Annotated in this window: 15 protein-coding genes and 1 pseudogene; 7 read left to right on the top strand and 9 right to left on the bottom strand. The window is 40.8% G+C overall.

The window, feature by feature from the left end:
* Positions 1-14 precede the first annotated feature (14 nt).
* Positions 15-1,457 (top strand): capsule assembly Wzi family protein, encoded by a 1,443-nt coding sequence (locus SE27_RS10680; RefSeq protein ID WP_039623254.1) that lies wholly within the window; start codon positions 15-17, stop codon positions 1,455-1,457.
* Between the two features lie 368 nt (positions 1,458-1,825).
* On the opposite strand, the gene trpS is transcribed toward SE27_RS10680, so the two are convergent.
* Positions 1,826-2,839: a tryptophan--tRNA ligase gene (trpS, locus tag SE27_RS10675; RefSeq protein WP_039623253.1), complete on the bottom strand. Its 1,014-nt coding sequence runs from the start codon at positions 2,837-2,839 to the stop codon at positions 1,826-1,828.
* A gap of 195 nt (positions 2,840-3,034) precedes the next feature.
* On the opposite strand from trpS, the gene SE27_RS10670 reads away from it, so the two are divergent.
* A complete protein-coding gene (locus SE27_RS10670) occupies positions 3,035-3,961 on the top strand; it encodes a DUF808 domain-containing protein (protein WP_039623251.1) in 927 nt (308 codons plus the stop codon).
* A gap of 45 nt (positions 3,962-4,006) precedes the next feature.
* Positions 4,007-4,912: a KPN_02809 family neutral zinc metallopeptidase gene (ypfJ, locus tag SE27_RS10665; RefSeq protein ID WP_039623249.1), complete on the top strand. Its 906-nt coding sequence runs from the start codon at positions 4,007-4,009 to the stop codon at positions 4,910-4,912.
* Positions 4,913-4,954: 42 nt separating this feature from the next.
* Here ypfJ and SE27_RS10660 read toward each other — a convergent pair whose 3' ends face one another.
* Positions 4,955-5,512 (bottom strand): hypothetical protein, encoded by a 558-nt coding sequence (locus SE27_RS10660; RefSeq protein WP_039623246.1) that lies wholly within the window; start codon positions 5,510-5,512, stop codon positions 4,955-4,957.
* 338 nt (positions 5,513-5,850) lie between these two features.
* On the opposite strand from SE27_RS10660, the gene SE27_RS10655 reads away from it, so the two are divergent.
* Both SE27_RS10655 and SE27_RS10650 read left to right on the top strand, forming a co-directional pair.
* On the top strand, positions 5,851-7,350 hold the full coding sequence (locus SE27_RS10655) for a cation:proton antiporter (RefSeq protein ID WP_039623245.1): 1,500 nt from the start codon (positions 5,851-5,853) through the stop codon (positions 7,348-7,350).
* A 133-nt stretch (positions 7,351-7,483) separates the two neighbouring features.
* Positions 7,484-7,828 carry an MGMT family protein gene (locus SE27_RS10650; RefSeq protein ID WP_039623243.1) on the top strand — a complete coding sequence of 115 codons (345 nt, stop codon included), beginning with the start codon at positions 7,484-7,486 and terminating at the stop codon, positions 7,826-7,828.
* Between the two features lie 74 nt (positions 7,829-7,902).
* On the opposite strand, the gene SE27_RS10645 is transcribed toward SE27_RS10650, so the two are convergent.
* The 5 genes from SE27_RS10645 to carA all read right to left on the bottom strand — a co-directional run bounded on the left by SE27_RS10645 (position 7,903) and on the right by carA (position 14,770).
* Complete coding sequence (locus SE27_RS10645) at positions 7,903-8,346, bottom strand: universal stress protein (RefSeq protein ID WP_039623241.1); 444 nt, start codon at positions 8,344-8,346, stop codon at positions 7,903-7,905.
* A gap of 410 nt (positions 8,347-8,756) precedes the next feature.
* Positions 8,757-9,389 (bottom strand): CatB-related O-acetyltransferase, encoded by a 633-nt coding sequence (locus tag SE27_RS10640; RefSeq protein ID WP_039623239.1) that lies wholly within the window; start codon positions 9,387-9,389, stop codon positions 8,757-8,759.
* A 429-nt stretch (positions 9,390-9,818) separates the two neighbouring features.
* The gene (greA, locus tag SE27_RS10635) at positions 9,819-10,295 is read right to left on the bottom strand and encodes a transcription elongation factor GreA (RefSeq protein ID WP_039623237.1); all 477 of its coding nucleotides are present in this window, start codon (positions 10,293-10,295) and stop codon (positions 9,819-9,821) included.
* Positions 10,296-10,386: 91 nt separating this feature from the next.
* Entirely contained in the window at positions 10,387-13,617 is a 3,231-nt protein-coding gene (carB, locus tag SE27_RS10630) for a carbamoyl-phosphate synthase large subunit (protein ID WP_039623236.1), read from the bottom strand.
* Positions 13,618-13,630: 13 nt separating this feature from the next.
* Complete coding sequence (carA, locus tag SE27_RS10625) at positions 13,631-14,770, bottom strand: glutamine-hydrolyzing carbamoyl-phosphate synthase small subunit (protein WP_039623233.1); 1,140 nt, start codon at positions 14,768-14,770, stop codon at positions 13,631-13,633.
* A gap of 312 nt (positions 14,771-15,082) precedes the next feature.
* Here carA and SE27_RS10620 point away from each other — a divergent pair, with 312 nt between their 5' ends.
* Entirely contained in the window at positions 15,083-15,574 is a 492-nt protein-coding gene (locus SE27_RS10620) for a V-type ATP synthase subunit I domain-containing protein (protein WP_039623231.1), read from the top strand.
* 78 nt (positions 15,575-15,652) lie between these two features.
* Here SE27_RS10620 and SE27_RS10615 read toward each other — a convergent pair whose 3' ends face one another.
* Entirely contained in the window at positions 15,653-16,192 is a 540-nt protein-coding gene (locus tag SE27_RS10615) for a DOMON-like domain-containing protein (RefSeq protein ID WP_039623229.1), read from the bottom strand.
* Between the two features lie 5 nt (positions 16,193-16,197).
* Positions 16,198-16,521, bottom strand: a complete 324-nt coding sequence (gene yhbY, locus SE27_RS10610; RefSeq protein ID WP_039623227.1) for a ribosome assembly RNA-binding protein YhbY — start codon at positions 16,519-16,521, stop codon at positions 16,198-16,200.
* A 194-nt stretch (positions 16,522-16,715) separates the two neighbouring features.
* Here yhbY and SE27_RS14520 point away from each other — a divergent pair.
* Positions 16,716-16,820: pseudogene (locus tag SE27_RS14520) on the top strand (23S rRNA methyltransferase); the annotation flags it as partial.

Here is a 16,820-nt window from a genome sequence, read left to right as displayed (position 1 = left end):
AGAATGCAAAGAAAATGTTTCTAAAAAAGCCCCTTTTTATAGCGTTACTGATCAGCGCATCTTCTACTGTTTTTGCTCAAGGCCTAGTCTTAAATGATGAAAGTTTAAGAACGGATTTAAATTGGTTGAATCAACAAGGGGTGATTCAAATTAGTACCTCGACTTGGCCGATGAGTGGAGATGAAATCCAACGTGCGCTTGCGGCAGCCGATGTCTCAAACAGCACACAACAGCAGGTGATTGATTCAGTACAAGCAGCGGTTAAAGCCGATAATGCGATGCTCAAAGCGGGTCTTTATGCAGAATCGGATCAAAAAAATATTCCACAAGCTTTTGCAGATAAACAAAAATCTAAATTTCAAGCGGCTTTAGAATTAAATGCCGGCAATGAAAACTGGGATGCCAAAATCCGAGTCAATGCCGAAAAAGATCCTCAAATTGATAATGATCAAGATGTGAATGTTGAGGGGTCATATATTGCCGGAAAATTGTGGAACCAATGGCTGATTGCTGGGCAGATTCCAACCTATTGGGGACCCGGACATGACGGTAGCTTAATCCGCGGCGATGCAAGTCGTCCGGTATATGGACTGACTGCTCAACGCGCTGAACAAAAAGCCTTTGAAACGCCATGGTTGTCTTGGATTGGTGCTTGGCAATATCAAGCCTTTGCAGGTCAATTAGACCACTATAGCGCGGTACCAGATGCGAAATTAATCGGTTTACGTGTTACCGCTCAACCATTACCTTATTTCGAATTAGGCGCATCACGGGCCATTCAATGGGGCGGTGAGGGGCGTTCACAAAACTGGGACTCTTTATGGGATGCTATCATTGGAAATGATAATGTCTATGGGGATACTGAGAATCCATCCAATCAAATTGCAGGATTTGATGCGCGGCTAAACTTACAATCGTTAACTTCAGTTCCATTTAGCCTTTATGGGCAATATGTCGGTGAAGATGAAGCTGGAGGTCTACCCTCGAAGAAAATGTATCTTGCTGGTCTAGATTACTCATCTAGCTTTAAAAATATGCCTTATCAGCTTTATACCGAATGGGCCGATACGCGTACCAATGGTGAAGTGCGTGGTATTTCTTATAACCACTCTGTTTATACGGATGGTTATTACCAACATGGTTTTCCACTGGGTCATGCGATGGGCGGTGATGGGCAAATGTATTCCGTTGGAGGAGATATTCGCATTGATCCGATGAATCGCTTAAATGGTCGACTATTATTGGCCAAAGTAAATCAGTCGGGGCGCTCAAGCAATAAAGCATTCCCAGAAAAAGATGAAATTAAAGCGATAGACTTGACTTGGTCACATTATTTAAGACCGGATATTCCTTTAAAAATCAATGCGTGGCTTAGTGATTCTGATGTCAAAGGCAATGATGGCGGCGCTTCAATGGGCATTGAATTCCCACTTGATAAAAAGCTGTTTAGCTATTAATTCAGCACTATAAAAAATCCCATTAACTTGGGATTTTTTATAGCTTCAAATATATTTTCAAGTCTATATTTTGATTAATTTTAAAGAACGTATTGATAAAATTAAGGGCAAAAAAATACGCAATGATTGGGGTGATCATTGCGTATAACAACGAAGTCTGTTTACACAGGTTCGGTTAAGGAGAATGTTAGAACTCTGTTGAGATCTAAGCACTGAGATGATATTAAGAGAAATAGCGGACTATTTCATGATGCTTTTGGTTATTTTGTGTTAATTAACGTTAACTTTTCATGATTATCGTGACTTGAATCACACTATTGTGTCATTACAGTCCTTCATGAAAAAAGGACTGTAATGTAGGTTGGTGCTTAGAAGTGGAAAACACCTAAGCCTGACTTTACTTCATCTAGGGTTTGTTGGGTAATATCGCGACATTTATCTGTACCAGTTTTTAAAATATCCATAATATAATCTGGATCTTTAGCAAGTTCGTGACGACGCTCACGAATCGGGCTAATTAATTCTTTTAAAATACCTTCTAGACGTTTTTTAACGGTACCATCACCTAAACCACCGCGTTGATAATGCGCTTTCAGTTCCGCCAGTTCATCTTTATTGGGATCAAATGCATCCAAATAGGTAAAGACAATATTGCCTTCCACCTGACCTGGATCTTCAATACGCAAATGATTCGGATCGGTATACATGGCATTTACGGCTTTTTTAATGTCTTTATCTGAAGCATCCAACACAATGGTGTTGCCTAAAGATTTCGACATTTTGGCTTTGCCATCAAAACCCGGTAAACGGCTCATATTAGATAGCAATGCTTTACATTCAGGCAGTAATTCGCGCCCAATTTGACGATTTAAACGACGCACAATTTCATTGGTCTGTTCAATCATCGGAATCTGATCGTCACCCACTGGTACGACTGTGGCTTTAAAAGCAGTAATGTCGGCCGCTTGCGCCACGGGATAGCATAGAAAACCTGCTGGAATATCACGCTCAAAACCACGGAGCTGAATTTCAGCTTTAATGGTCGGATTGCGCTCTAAACGAGACACCGTAACAAAGTTTAAATACAACATGGTCAGTTCATTGAGTGCAGGTAAACAGGACTGCACACAAATGGTGGTTTTACTTGGGTCAATACCGACGGCTAAATAGTCGGTCGCCACTTCAATAATATTGCGACGTACTTTCTCAAAATTATCTGCGTTGTCGGTTAAGGCCTGTGCATCAGCCAGCAAAAGATGCTGGTGATGAGAATCTTGTAAGCCAACACGTGAGCGTAAAGAACCTACGAAATGACCTAAATGGAGTTGGCCGGTGGGGCGGTCGCCAGTCAAAATAACAGGACGATTGTCTTGATTGCTCATGGTCTTTTTATTCCAAAGTCGTTAGCACTACATTGATATACTGATGAATGAATATATTGTACGGCATAATGTTTTTTAATGTCAGACGCTATAAAAACAGAAACTTAAAAAACGATAAAAATTTAATGAAGTTGCTACAGTTTTTTTAACTATTTGTATTTATTATGCCTTATAGACAGCGTAGAGATAAAAACAATGGCCAGTAGCTTATTAATATTATTAGATGACATTGCCACCGTATTAGATGACGTTGCGGTGATGAGTAAAGTTGCTGCTAAAAAAACTGCGGGTGTTTTGGGGGATGATTTAGCACTTAACGCACAGCAAGTGAGTGGCGTTCGCTCTGAACGTGAAATTCCCGTGGTATGGAGCGTGGCTAAAGGCTCTTTTATTAATAAATTAATTTTAGTGCCGTTGGCTTTGGTGATTAGTCTAGTGGCTCCATGGTTGATTAATCCTTTGTTAATGCTGGGCGGTTTATTTCTCTGTTATGAAGGTGTGGAAAAAGTACTACACAGTTTGCAGCATAAAAAAGCCCACAACGAACAAGAAGCTGCGGCAGAATTAACCCATATAGAAACTGATTTGGCCGCATTTGAAAAAGATAAAATTAAAGGTGCAATTCGGACTGACTTTATCTTATCGGCTGAAATTGTGGTGATTTCATTGGGTACGGTGGCCACCGCGACTTTTCTTGGTAAAGTTTTGGTGCTGTCCATTATTGCCGTGGTCATGACGGTCGGTGTGTATGGTTTTGTCGCGATGATTGTGAAAATTGATGATTTAGGATTGTATTTAACGCAACAAGCCTCTAATTTTAAACAAAGCCTAGGCCGCGGTTTACTGGCTTTTGCACCGAAATTGATGAAGACATTAACCATCGTCGGTACCATTGCCATGTTCTTGGTCGGCGGCGGGATTATCAATCATGCTGTACCGTTATTACACCATTTAACCGCAGAATCGGTGGATCATATTGAGCATATTCCCAGCATTGGTAATATTATCGGACCGTTGACTCCTACTTTAATTAACTTTGTTTTAGGTTTCGTGGCGGGCTTACTGGTGTTGGGATTGGTTCAGATCATTAAAAAGTTTTGGCCAAAATCAAAATCGGTCTAAAAAAGTGATAACAACAGATCAATAAGATAGAAGAGGAATATCCCTATGCGCTGGAAAGGACGTCGTGTTAGTACAAATGTAGAGGATCGCCGTGGTGGCGGTGGGGCTAAAGCAGGTGGTATTAGTATTTTAGGTTTGGTGGTGGCATTTGTGGCATGGAAGTTTTTTGGTGTTGATCCGCAGCAAGCTTATCAAGCCACCAAACAAGTGACCTCGCAATCGCAAGTGGCAGAAACTCAAGGGTTAGATCATCCCACCGCAGAACAGCAAGAGGCGATGGATTTTGTCGGGACCGTATTGGCGGATACCGAGGATACGTGGACACAAGTCTTTCAACAGCAATTAAACAGTCAATATGTGCCACCTAAATTGGTGCTGTTTAGTGGCGTGGTAAATTCAGGCTGTGGTACAGCGCAATCTGCGATGGGGCCTTTTTATTGTCCTACGGATCAAAAAGTTTATATCGATACCAGTTTCTTTAAATTGATGCACCAGCAAATGGGTATTTCAGGTGAGAAAAATACCACAGAATTAGCACGCCGTGATCAAGCGGGTGATTTTGCGCAGGCTTATGTGGTGGCGCATGAAGTGGGACATCATCTACAAACATTATTGGGTATTTCTGAGCAAGTGCAAAAAGCGCGTAGTCAAGCCAATGAAGTACAAAGCAATCAACTGTCTGTACGTCAGGAATTACAAGCCGATTGCTTTGCCGGAATTTGGGCCAATCGCACCCAACAACGCACCCAGTTCTTAGAGCAAGGTGATATTGAAGAAGCCATGGATGCTGCGCAAAAAATTGGTGACGATTATTTGCAAAAACGTGCCACCGGACAAGTGGTGCCGGATAGTTTCACCCATGGCACCAGTCAGCAGCGCATGCAATGGTTTCAAACCGGTTTGAAATCAGGCAATATCAGTGATTGCGATACTTTTAATCAAGCCATCTAAGCCCAAAAAGAGGATGAAATATCCTCTTTTTTTATCTTCGTTTTAACGTGTTAAGAATGTTTTAAAGTTTTTAATAATTCGAATACACACATAAAGTGCTGCCAATGCAAACAGCAATATGCTAAACACAATATACTTCAGCGTTAAAATATCCGCTTGATAAAAATCTCGAATTTGTGCTTTGACATAAGACCATTGTTGCTGCTGTTGCGTCAGACTATCTTGATAGTTTACCTTTTGAATATAGCTATGCTGGTTAACTGTTAATAAATCAACGTCTTGAATTTGACGAGTATGCGAGTCGTTATAGGCATCGGTACAAATATCGGTTAAATAATGCTCGCAGCGCACTTTGGCCACATAGCCATTATGCGCCAGTAGAATATAAATCAGCTTTTGTGAACCCTGATTATTTGATAGCAATACCAATTGTTGCTGTGGATTCGATTTTAGCGAAACGATTTTCGCCTGTTGAAACGCCTGTTCAGCATTTATAATTTCTTTGCCTTTTGCATACAGACTTATAAACAACGCCAAAGTAATAAGAAAAATCAGCATGGCAAAAAAAAGTCGAAAGAGGGTTTTAACTGTTTGATGCATGGATAAATTCAACTTAACAATAAAAGGGAGAGTGTGACGCACAATAGGGTCAGTACATATTCAATTATATAACGAAGCGAAAAAGGTTTTAGAGGTTCTACATGCTAAATCAGCTTGTTTCAGTATTTTAAAATACATCACAGGCTTTGCAGTCGGATTTCGTGCATCGATTTTCAATTCTGAGCACAAATATGTAAAAAAACTTAACTATTTTGTTGGCTGAATCAAAAATCGGTACACTGACGCAATGAGTAAGTGCTGTCTAATGGGCTATTTTAGCGGAAAATAGTGAGATGGCTCTGCTTGATTATTATGCACCCGCTTAAATTGGAATATTCATGGGAAATTTCTTTTTTCTTCAGATCCTGACCGTTATCTTCGCACTGTCTATTGCCACCACTATTTTTAATAAGCGTATTTTGGGTTTTCCTCAGGCCATTGGTGTTCCCATTGTTTCAGCCATTTTTGTCTTTATTTTACAATGGGGCGCAAGCTTACTCAGTGGCAACCAGTTTATTACCATCAATATTCATAATATTGAAGAAGCGGTAAGACACATTGATTTTTATGATTTTTTAATTAATGGCGTAATCTGCTTTATCTTAACGTCCTCCGCTTTAAAATTTAAAGTCTCTGATTTAAAAAGTCACTGGAAGCCAATTAGTATCTTGGCCAGTATTGCCTTGGTGTTATGTGCGGTGTTTTTTGGTGTCACTTTATATGGTTATCAATTTCTGATTGGCAAGCATGTCGATTTGTTGGTGTTGTTGTTATTGGGCGCAGCCTTGGGCGCAACTGACCCCATCGGGATTAAATCGGTACTCAGTTCAGTGCGTGCGCCGCATCATTTAATTGTCAAGCTAGAAGGCGAATCACTGTTTAATGATGCCATGTGTATTGCGGTCTTTATGACTTTACTGAACGTGTTACAAGGTGAACATTTCACCATTATCGGTACCTTAGAAACATTGCTGTATGAAATTGTGGTGGCCATCATTATTGGTTGGGGCTTTGGCTTGGGAATTTTAAGATTACTGCGCGGTAAGCATGAAATGGAATCCTTAATTCTGACTACCGCACTATTGGCTTGTGGTTCTTATTTGGTGGCTTTGTTTGCGCATGCATCTGCACCTATTGCCTGTGTGATTGGCGGTTTGGTGGTCGGAAATAAATGGAAAGAGATTTTACAAGAACGTGAAATTCGTGAAGTGAATCATTTTTGGCACACGGTTGAAGGGATTATTAATTCTTTCCTATTTACCTTGATTGGGCTAGAGCTGTTTATTTTAGATTTAAGTGTCAGCTTAATTTTAGGCGGTATTTTTGCTTTTCTTATTCTGCATGCATCACGCTTTGCCGCCAATTACCTCTCGTTTGCATTTTTTCCTAATTTTCGCAATCGCAGTTATAACGGTAGTTTGGCGATTTTATCGTGGGGCGGGGTTCGCGGTGGCATCTCTTTGGCATTGATTTTAGCCGTGGCCAATATCCCGCAGCTGAGTGAATACAGCAGTATTTTGATTGGTTATACTTTTATTTCGGTGCTGCTGTCCGGCTTGGTCTGTGGACTGGGTTTACCTGCGGTCATGAATGCTTTTTATTACAACCCAAATGAGCAAACCACAGGCTTTAAAGGTTGGTATCAACGCATGTGTCATAAAATGAACCGCAAAGGCTTTCAATATATTGTGGGAGAGGACGTCAACGGTCAAGAAACCATTACGGTCTATAATCCTGAGGCTTTGATTGATCAAAAATCTGAAGATGGCGTTGCGGTAATGCATAATCCTGAGAAAGTCCATGTAGTGAAACGCTTGGAAAGTCCAGACAATTTCTAATCTTGCTAAATACTAAAGGTGATGTAGCATACGGTCTGGTAAGTGGTAGTCGTCTGTTTTTTATAGATTATATTGACCTGAGCGAATACGTACATCCACTTAGACTAAACCACTTAAGCTAAGGAGAAATTAAATGCAAAAGCCTGCCGTGCATGTTTCTAAACCCAGCGATGAACTGGCCTGTCAAATCTTACAGGTGGTGGCGTTAATTCCCTACGGTAAAGTGGCCAGTTATGGACAAATTGCCAAGTTGGCCGGCTTGCCCAAACATGCACGTTTGGTTGGGTATGTTTTAAAGCACTTAGATACTCTGACTGAAATTCCTTGGCACAGAGTCATTAACGCACAAGGTAAAATGAGTCGAAGTCAGGTTGATGAAGCAGGCGACAACAGTCAGCGTTTGAAATTGATGGCAGAAGGCGTACAGATTAATGCAGATCGTGTGAACTTAAAACAGTATCAATGGTTGTCTGAATAGGAACATAGTTTGAGATGATTTAAATGCACTTAAAGTTTTCCCACCTTTAGTCAAAGATGGGAAAATATGCAGAATTAAGCTTGACGTACAACCAGTACCGGTACACTTGATTCACCGAGTAAGCTTTGCGCTACGCTGCCCAAAAAGAACTTTTTAAAGCCAGTACGACCATGTGAACCAATAATAATCAAATCAGCATGGGTCTTTTCAGCTGCTTCCATAATTTCACGATGAATCACTTGCCCTTCAAGTAATTGAGCTCCTACTTCAATACCGTGTTCATTAAATTTAGCTTTTGCCGCATTTAATGATTCCAAAACTGCGGTACGTGCACGTTCAATCAAATCATTGGTCTGATTGGCAGAGATATATTCTGCGGCAATATATGGGTCAAGCGATAGCACTTGAACCACCGTAATTTTACTACCAAATGCTTTTGCAAATTCAACGGCTTTGTCAACTGCCGCATAAGCAGTTTCTGAACCATCAACCGGTACTAAAATATTATGATAAGCCATCTAAATTTCTCCTTGTAATTACTTCTTCAATGAATATTTTGAAAATGATAATTTGTTATTGACTAAAGCACTCTTTAGTTAATTATAATAAAGTTGAAAATAAAATAAAACCTAGTAATTTCATAAGGATAATTATTTAATCCCTCAAAAAGATGATTTAATTTAACACAAATTAGCCCTGAAATTAGTGGCTTTAAAACTAAAGTCTGATGAAATTGTAAGCATATTTTTTTATTTAATTAAATAGCTCAAAAGCGTGGCTGACTAGGTTTAAATTTTATCTCTCATCTGTTGGATAACCGCTGAATAACTTCAGTTAAGAATCTATTTATCTAATCAATATGTCTGTCGAGTATAAGATTAAATGATAGCGCGGGCAGGCTTAAAAATATTAATTAAATTGAGCAGAACTATTCTTTATCACTTTGTTTTTTGAAATATTTAACCAAGGACTCAACATCATCTGTCTGTAACTGCTCACGCATTTTTAAAAACTGCTTCTCCTCTAAATCATACAGTTTTAGCGCAAGCATTTTTTCTATATCTATTTCAGAAAAGCGATATTTAATCACTTTGGCAGGAACACCGCCGACCACAGTATAAGGCGGCACATCTTTGGTGACCACAGCGCCTGTTGCAACCACAGCACCTTCACCTAGGGTTACACCTTGCATAATCATGGCGCGACTACCAATCCAACATCCGTCAGAAATAGTGGTATCACCTGCAGCAACAAAACTTCGGGTATCAAACGGAAAAGTGGAAATCCAATCGCTACGATGCAACTGATTGCCGCCCATCATAATCACACATTCTGCACCAAAACAGACAAAATTTCCGATATGTAGCTGATCAATCGGTTTCTCTGGTGTTGCGGGTTTTTCATGTAAATAACGCACCACACAACGCTCAAAACCCTGATCCCAGTAGGCTGAATAGTAAGAATAATTACCTTTAATATGAATATTCGGATTTTTTACCGTTTTCGAGATAAATTCGAACTCACACCAGTGCTTCACTGGAGCATTAATCAGAGAGGGCATAAATTGAGCGTACAAAAGAGCAGGAGCGTCAATTATAGCGTTAAATATCGCTAAAGCGCATACAGCAGCAACTAAGCAGAGAAAAAATTCCACAGGATACGAAAGCTATTTTTAGCTAAATGGGGCGCTAAAAAACCGAATAACGCGCAAAGTAGTGTCGTGATAATGATAATTTTAACCGAGCTAGTGCTTGTGCTGACCTGATAAGAGCAAAAAATAGCGACGGTAATTCCCAAAAATATGCCGCCTAAGCCACAATACAGGGCACTGATAAAGCGATCAGTCAAAGATAAATAGTGATTCTGAGACATTTTTTTATTAAGTGGTGAGTGATTTATAATCAATATAGCGTTCAGAGTATTTTGTTGCAAATCAAAAACCCCTCCAGAGAGGGGTCTTAAATCAATCACTCATCTTTAAGATTACATTTTAAAGATATTCGACTTTTACAATTTCGTATTCCACTTCACCTTGTGGGGTGGTAATTTTTGCATCATCACCTTCGCTCTTACCCAAAAGACCGCGTGCAATTGGCGAGTTAACTGAGATTTTATTAATCTTAAAGTCAGCTTCGTCATCGCCTACAATTTTATAGGTCTTTTTTTCTTCAGTATCAAGATTTTCAATGGTAACTGTGACGCCAAACACCACACGACCATTTTTTTCAAGTGTATGAATGTCGATCACTTGCATCGCACCCAAACGGCCTTCAATATCTTGAATACGGCCTTCACAAAAACCTTGTTGCTCGCGAGCAGCATGATATTCCGCGTTTTCTTTTAAATCCCCATGTTCACGTGCTTCTGCAATCGCTGAGATAATACGTGGACGATCAATACTTTTTAATTGATATAATTCTTTCTCTAAGGCGTCTTTGCCTTCGGGAGTCATAGGATAACGTTGCATTGTTGTCCCCCTAAGTCAGTATAAAAATGAATGGTTTATAAATAAAAAAATCCCGCCACCGATAAAGTGACGGGACTTATCGTTAAATTTATTAACCTGCGATTAAATCTTGTAGACGGTAAACATCCATTGGTAATTTAATGGCCAACGCTTGGCATACCGCATCAGCACCGTTCAAGGTGGTGGTGTAATACACTTTACCTTGAAGTGCAGAGCGACGGATTGAGAATGAATCCTGCTGCGCTTGTTTACCTTCAGTGGTATTGATAATGAGGTGAATCTCGCCATTTTTCAAGCGGTCGACGATATTAGGACGACCTTCTGTGACTTTATTCACCCGTTCACAGGCAATACCTGCTTCATGGATGACATCAAAAGTACCACCAGTCGCAATCACTTTAAAGCCAAAATCAACCAGTTGTTTGGCAATTCCTACAACACGTGGTTTGTCTGAATCACGAACAGAGATAAAGGCATGTTTAACTTCGCCGATGGTTGGTTTACCCGGTAAACGATCATTCGAGCCTAACACCGCTTTATAGAACGCTTCACCAAATGAAGTACCCACACCCATGACTTCACCTGTCGATTTCATCTCAGGCCCAAGTACAGGATCAACACCGGGGAATTTCGCAAAAGGAAAAACAGCTTCTTTTACGGCAAAGTGCTTTGGAATAATCTCTTTGGTAAAGCCTTGAGATTGTAAAGATTGACCGGCCATACAGCGGGCTGCAACTTTGGCTAAAGATTCACCAATACATTTAGAGACGAATGGCACAGTACGTGATGCACGTGGATTCACTTCTAAAATATAAACGTCTTCACCTTTGACCGCAAACTGTACGTTCATCAAACCGATGACACCCAGCTCTTTGGCCATCGCAACGGTTTGACGACGCATTTCGTCTTGAATCTCATTCGATAAAGAATAAGGTGGGATTGAACAGGCTGAGTCACCCGAGTGAATACCGGCTTGTTCGATGTGCTGCATAATGCCGCCAATCACCACTTCTTTACCGTCAGATACGCAGTCTACATCAACTTCAATGGCATCATCTAAGAAGTGATCGAGCAGAACAGGGGCTTCATTCGACGCTTGAACCGCATCACGAAGATAGCGTTTAAGCTCATCATCGTTATAGACAATTTCCATCGCACGGCCACCCAGTACATAAGATGGACGTACCACAAGCGGATAACCGACTTTAGAGGCTTCTGCCATACCTTCTTCAGCAGATTTTACAATGCTGTTTTTCGGTTGGCGTAGTTGTAGACGTTGAATCATTTGTTGAAAACGTTCGCGGTCTTCTGCACGGTCAATCGCGTCTGGTGATGTACCAATAATTGGAGCACCAGCTTCTTCTAAAGCGCGTGCCAATTTCAATGGGGTTTGGCCACCGTACTGTACGATAATCCCTTTCGGTTTTTCCATACGTACAATTTCAAGCACATCTTCTAAAGTGATTGGCTCAAAATACAAACGATCTGAAGTGTCATAGTCGGTTGAAACCGTTTCAGGATTACAGTTGACCATGATGGTTTCATAACCATCTTCACGCATAGCAAGCGCTGCGTGTACACAGCAATAATCGAACTCGATCCCTTGACCAATACGGTTTGGCCCGCCACCGATCACCATAATTTTATCTTTGGTCGATGGGTTGGCTTCACATTCTTCATCGTAAGTTGAATACATGTACGCTGTATCTGATTCAAACTCAGCTGCACAGGTATCCACGCGTTTGTAAACTGGGTAAACACCCAAGTTCCAACGATGTTTACGGAATTGTTTTTGTGAAATACCCATCAAGTGTGCAATACGCAGGTCAGATAAACCTTTGCGTTTGAACGAACGGATGTTATCGGCATTCAAATCACCAAAACCAAGCGTCTTCACTTGTTCTTCGGTTTTAATGATGTCTTCAATTTGAATCAAGAACCATTTGTCGATGTTGGTTGCAGTAAAGATTTCATCTAAGCTAAAGCCATGACGAAAAGCATCTGCGATATACCAAATACGCTCAGGGCCGGGTACTTTCAGTTCTTGTAGAATCTTATCGCGCGCGCCTTCAGTGCCGACTGCAATTTGTTCATCAAAGCCACAAGCACCAACTTCCAGACCACGAAGCGCTTTTTGTAAAGACTCTTGGAAGTTACGACCAATGGCCATCACTTCACCGACAGATTTCATCTGTGTGGTCAGTACTGCATCTGCTTGTGGGAATTTCTCGAAGTTAAAACGAGGAATCTTGGTCACAACATAGTCAATTGCAGGTTCAAATGACGCCGGTGTTACACCGCCCGTGATGTCGTTTTTCAACTCATCAAGAGTGTAACCGACAGCCAATTTCGCTGCGATACGTGCAATCGGGAAACCTGTGGCTTTTGATGCCAAAGCAGATGAGCGTGATACACGCGGGTTCATCTCAATCACCACCATACGACCGTCTTTCGGATTAATACCGAATTGAACGTTCGAACCACCTGTTTCTACCCCAATTTCACGCAGAACGGCAATCGATGCATTACGCATGATTTGATATTCTTTGTCGGTCAAGGTTTGCGCAGGTGCAACCGTGATGGAGTCACCTGTGTGAACGCCCATTGGATCGAAGTTTTCAATGGCACAGACAATAATACAATTGTCATTTTTGTCACGAACCACTTCCATCTCGTATTCTTTCCAACCAATCAATGATTCATCAATGAGCAGTTGGTGAGTCGGAGAGAGGTCAAAACCACGTTCACAAATTTCAATAAATTCGTCGCGGTTGTAAGCGATACCACCACCTGAACCGCCCATGGTAAATGAAGGGCGAATAATCGATGGGAAGCCAAGGGTTGCTTGAATCTCAAACGCTTCTTCCATGGTGCTGGCAACGGCCGCACGTGGGCATTCAAGACCGATACGACGCATCGCATCATCAAACAATTTACGGTCTTCAGCCATTTCAATGGCATCTTTACTTGCACCAATCAATTCAACATTGTATTTAGCTAAAATACCGTGTTCATCTAATGCCAGCGCACAGTTCAGTGCAGTCTGACCGCCCATGGTCGGTAAAACCGCATCTGGACGTTCTTTTTCAATGATTTGTGCAACAGTTTGCCAAGTAATCGGTTCGATATACGTGGCATCTGCCATGCTTGGGTCGGTCATAATGGTGGCTGGATTTGAGTTCACCAAAATAACGCGATAACCTTCTTCACGAAGGGCTTTACATGCTTGTGCACCTGAGTAATCGAACTCACATGCTTGACCGATGACAATCGGACCTGCACCAATAATTAAGATGCTTTTAATGTCTGTACGTTTAGCCATGATCGCTCCTTAATTACTTCTTAGATGCTTCAATAAGTTCGATGAAATGATCGAACAATGGGGCACAGTCATGTGGACCTGGATTCGCTTCAGGATGACCTTGGAAGCTGAATACCGGTTTGTCTGTACGATGAATCCCTTGGTTTGTTCCATCAAATAATGACTTATGTGTCACTCTTAATGTTGCTGGCAATGTCTCTGCATCTACCGCAAAGCCATGGTTTTGCGACGTAATCATCACTGTACCATCTTCGATGTTTTGTACAGGGTGATTCGCACCATGATGACCATGACTCATTTTCATGGTTTTGGCACCTGAAGCAAGCGCAAGCAGTTGGTGACCTAAGCAAATCCCAAATAACGGAATAGTCGTAGTTTCAACAATGGTTTTTATTGCTTCAATGGCATAGTCACAGGCAGCTGGATCGCCCGGACCATTCGATAAGAAGATACCGTCTGGATTCAAGGCAAGTACTGTTTCTGCAGGCGTTTGAGCTGGGACTACAGTCAGTCGACATCCGCGGTCAGCGAGCATACGTAAGATGTTGGTTTTGACACCGTAATCATATGCAACCACATGGAATTTAAGTTCAGGTTGAGAGAAGCCTTGACCGAGAACCCATGAGCCCTCTGTCCATTCAAAACCAGTTGGATCACAACACTCTTTTGCCAAATCTAAGCCGTCTAGACCGCCAAATGCACGTGCTTTTTCTAATGCTTGTTCTTCTGTAATATTTTCGCCGGCAAGAATGCAGCCATTTTGCGCGCCTTTGGCACGTAAAATTCGGGTCAATTTACGCGTATCAATATCGGCAATCGCAACCACATTGTGTTGCTTGAGATAGTCACCTAAAGATTGAGTGGCGCGGAAATTACTATGCAATAACGGTAGGTCGCGGATAATTAAACCGTTGGCCCAGACTTTATGAATACGACCTGACTCAGTGTCTTCATCAGTGCAACCGGTATTACCAATATGTGGGTAAGTGAGGGTAACAAGTTGTTGTGCATAACTTGGGTCAGTCAAAATTTCTTGATAGCCAGTCATGGCAGTATTAAAAACGACTTCACCAGTCGTACTACCCGACGCACCGATAGACGTACCTTTAAAGATCGTTCCATCTGCGAGGGCTAAAATGGCGGGAGTGCTCAAACCAAAGCTCCTGAAATTTAGGCTGTAAAAAAGCGAGTAGACGAAAAAAAAGGAAGGTCATGTTTTAAACCTACCCTCCTATGTCTGCTCGCTTGAACTTAACACGGTATTATACGCAGTAAGCAGATTGAAGTCTATTTTATTTACCATGAAGTTTTAAGATAAAGAGCTTGTATTTTAGCCGGAAATCTGTATTTGCATGAGTGTAGGAAAAGTGTAAGTAAATAAGGATTGTCAGACAAATCAAAAGTTAAATTAGACCGAATAGGATTAGGCTATCACACCCATCTAATAACTATAGGAACAAAGATCATGACCACAGAACAAAAATCAGCGAAATCGAAAACACCTGTGAAAGAAGTTATTGCACAACAGGTTGAACACTTGCAAGATACTGCTAAAGAAACCAAGCAAAAAGTGACAGCAGCAGTATTAGAATCTGCTGAAACGGTAAAAGAAGACAGCAAAGAAGTGCAAGCAAATGTACAAGAGCAAGTTAAAAACTTAAAAGAAGATTTAATGCAGCGTCTTGAGAGCCTTAAAAAGCAACTCAACTTCTCATCAAAAGATTTAACTGAACTCAAAGACTTTGTAAAATCTGAATTAAATACAGTGATTGAAGATTTATCGAAATTGGGTAAAGAATTGAAAGAGGACGTAAGCCAAATTTCCTCTAAACATAAAGATCAACTGAACGAAACATTCAAGCGTTCTAAAGAGCATACTTTAGAAGTGTGGAATAAAGTCGTTCCAGCCAAAGAAGATGCCGCTAAATCTGATACAGATAGCGAAGCTAAAAGCTAATTCGTTACTAAATAGTTAGAACATAAAAAAGTGAGGTATAACCTCACTTTTTTATTGACTCAAGAATAAGACGACTGCTTAAAATTGATGTAACCAATCACGTTTATTGTGAAAGTCGGCCGCTGGGCTACTGTGTTGCATCGCATAGTGTTGATCACCTTGCGAGGTTTTAAGCACAGCACTCAAACTTAAAAACATATCCGACCATTTTAATTTGTGCTTCAACATAAACTCGCTCAAATCTAAATTCACACTTAAACCATAGTGTGTACGTTTGAGTTGATTAAGTTCAATATCCGTTGCGGCTTGCGGCGGCATATCTTCAGGATAACGATATTCCTCAAATTGATATGCTTGCCAAGCTTGTGAAGGGGAGAGATTAATCTCACGATAAAAATCTTCACCGTGAACGCCAATAAAAATTTCATAACAAGTGTGTTGCCACAAAAAATCTTGGCGTGGGTTACCATGAACCAATTCAGGCCACTGCATGAATTGATTTGGATCACGCAACCAAAAACCGACATGTAAGCCATGTGCGCCTTGTTGCTCGATCGCTCCAACCAAAGAAATAGATTGAAAACGACGATTAAAAGCATTTAGTTCATAACTGGCCATATAGCTTAGTTAGAAATATTTGCAAAGCGTACAAGGTTAGACAATTTTGGATTCTGTTTGCTTGCTTTTTTATAAAGTAACGCAATTTTACCAATTGTTTGTACCAATTCCGCACCTGTAACTTGAGCAATTTCGTTCATTGCAGCAACACGCGCTTCACGATCTTCACCGCCAATTTTAACTTTAATGAGTTCGTGATCATTTAAAGCACGGTTTGTTTCTTCAATGACATTTTCAGTCAAACCTTGACCGCCGAGCATAACCACTGGGTTAAGTGCATGTCCGATTTGACGCAAACGTTTGCGTTCTTGAATGGATAAAGCCGCCATAAAAATAACCTAATTTTAAAAACGCCTTAGTATACCAAATGCCAGGTTTAAACGCTGTATATTCTATTGAAATAATCTATTTACATATCGGATAAAGCGCTTTAAAGATCGGATTTAGATACAGATGAATACTGCAAGGCCAGTATTTTTCACGTACAATCATGAATTAGCAGTTTTTTATTATTTAGAGAGTTATGGCGACACGCATTACCAACCAAAAGTTATCCAAGAGTAGTCGAGACTGGATGCGCGAACACTTAGACGACCCTTTTGTCAAAAGAGCACAAAAGGAAGGCTAT

The organism is Acinetobacter harbinensis, from assembly GCF_000816495.1.
Taxonomy (GTDB): Bacteria; Pseudomonadota; Gammaproteobacteria; order Pseudomonadales; family Moraxellaceae; genus Acinetobacter; species Acinetobacter harbinensis.
Note: the sequence above shows the minus strand (reverse complement) of the source record. Positions and strands in the feature narration are given on the sequence as shown.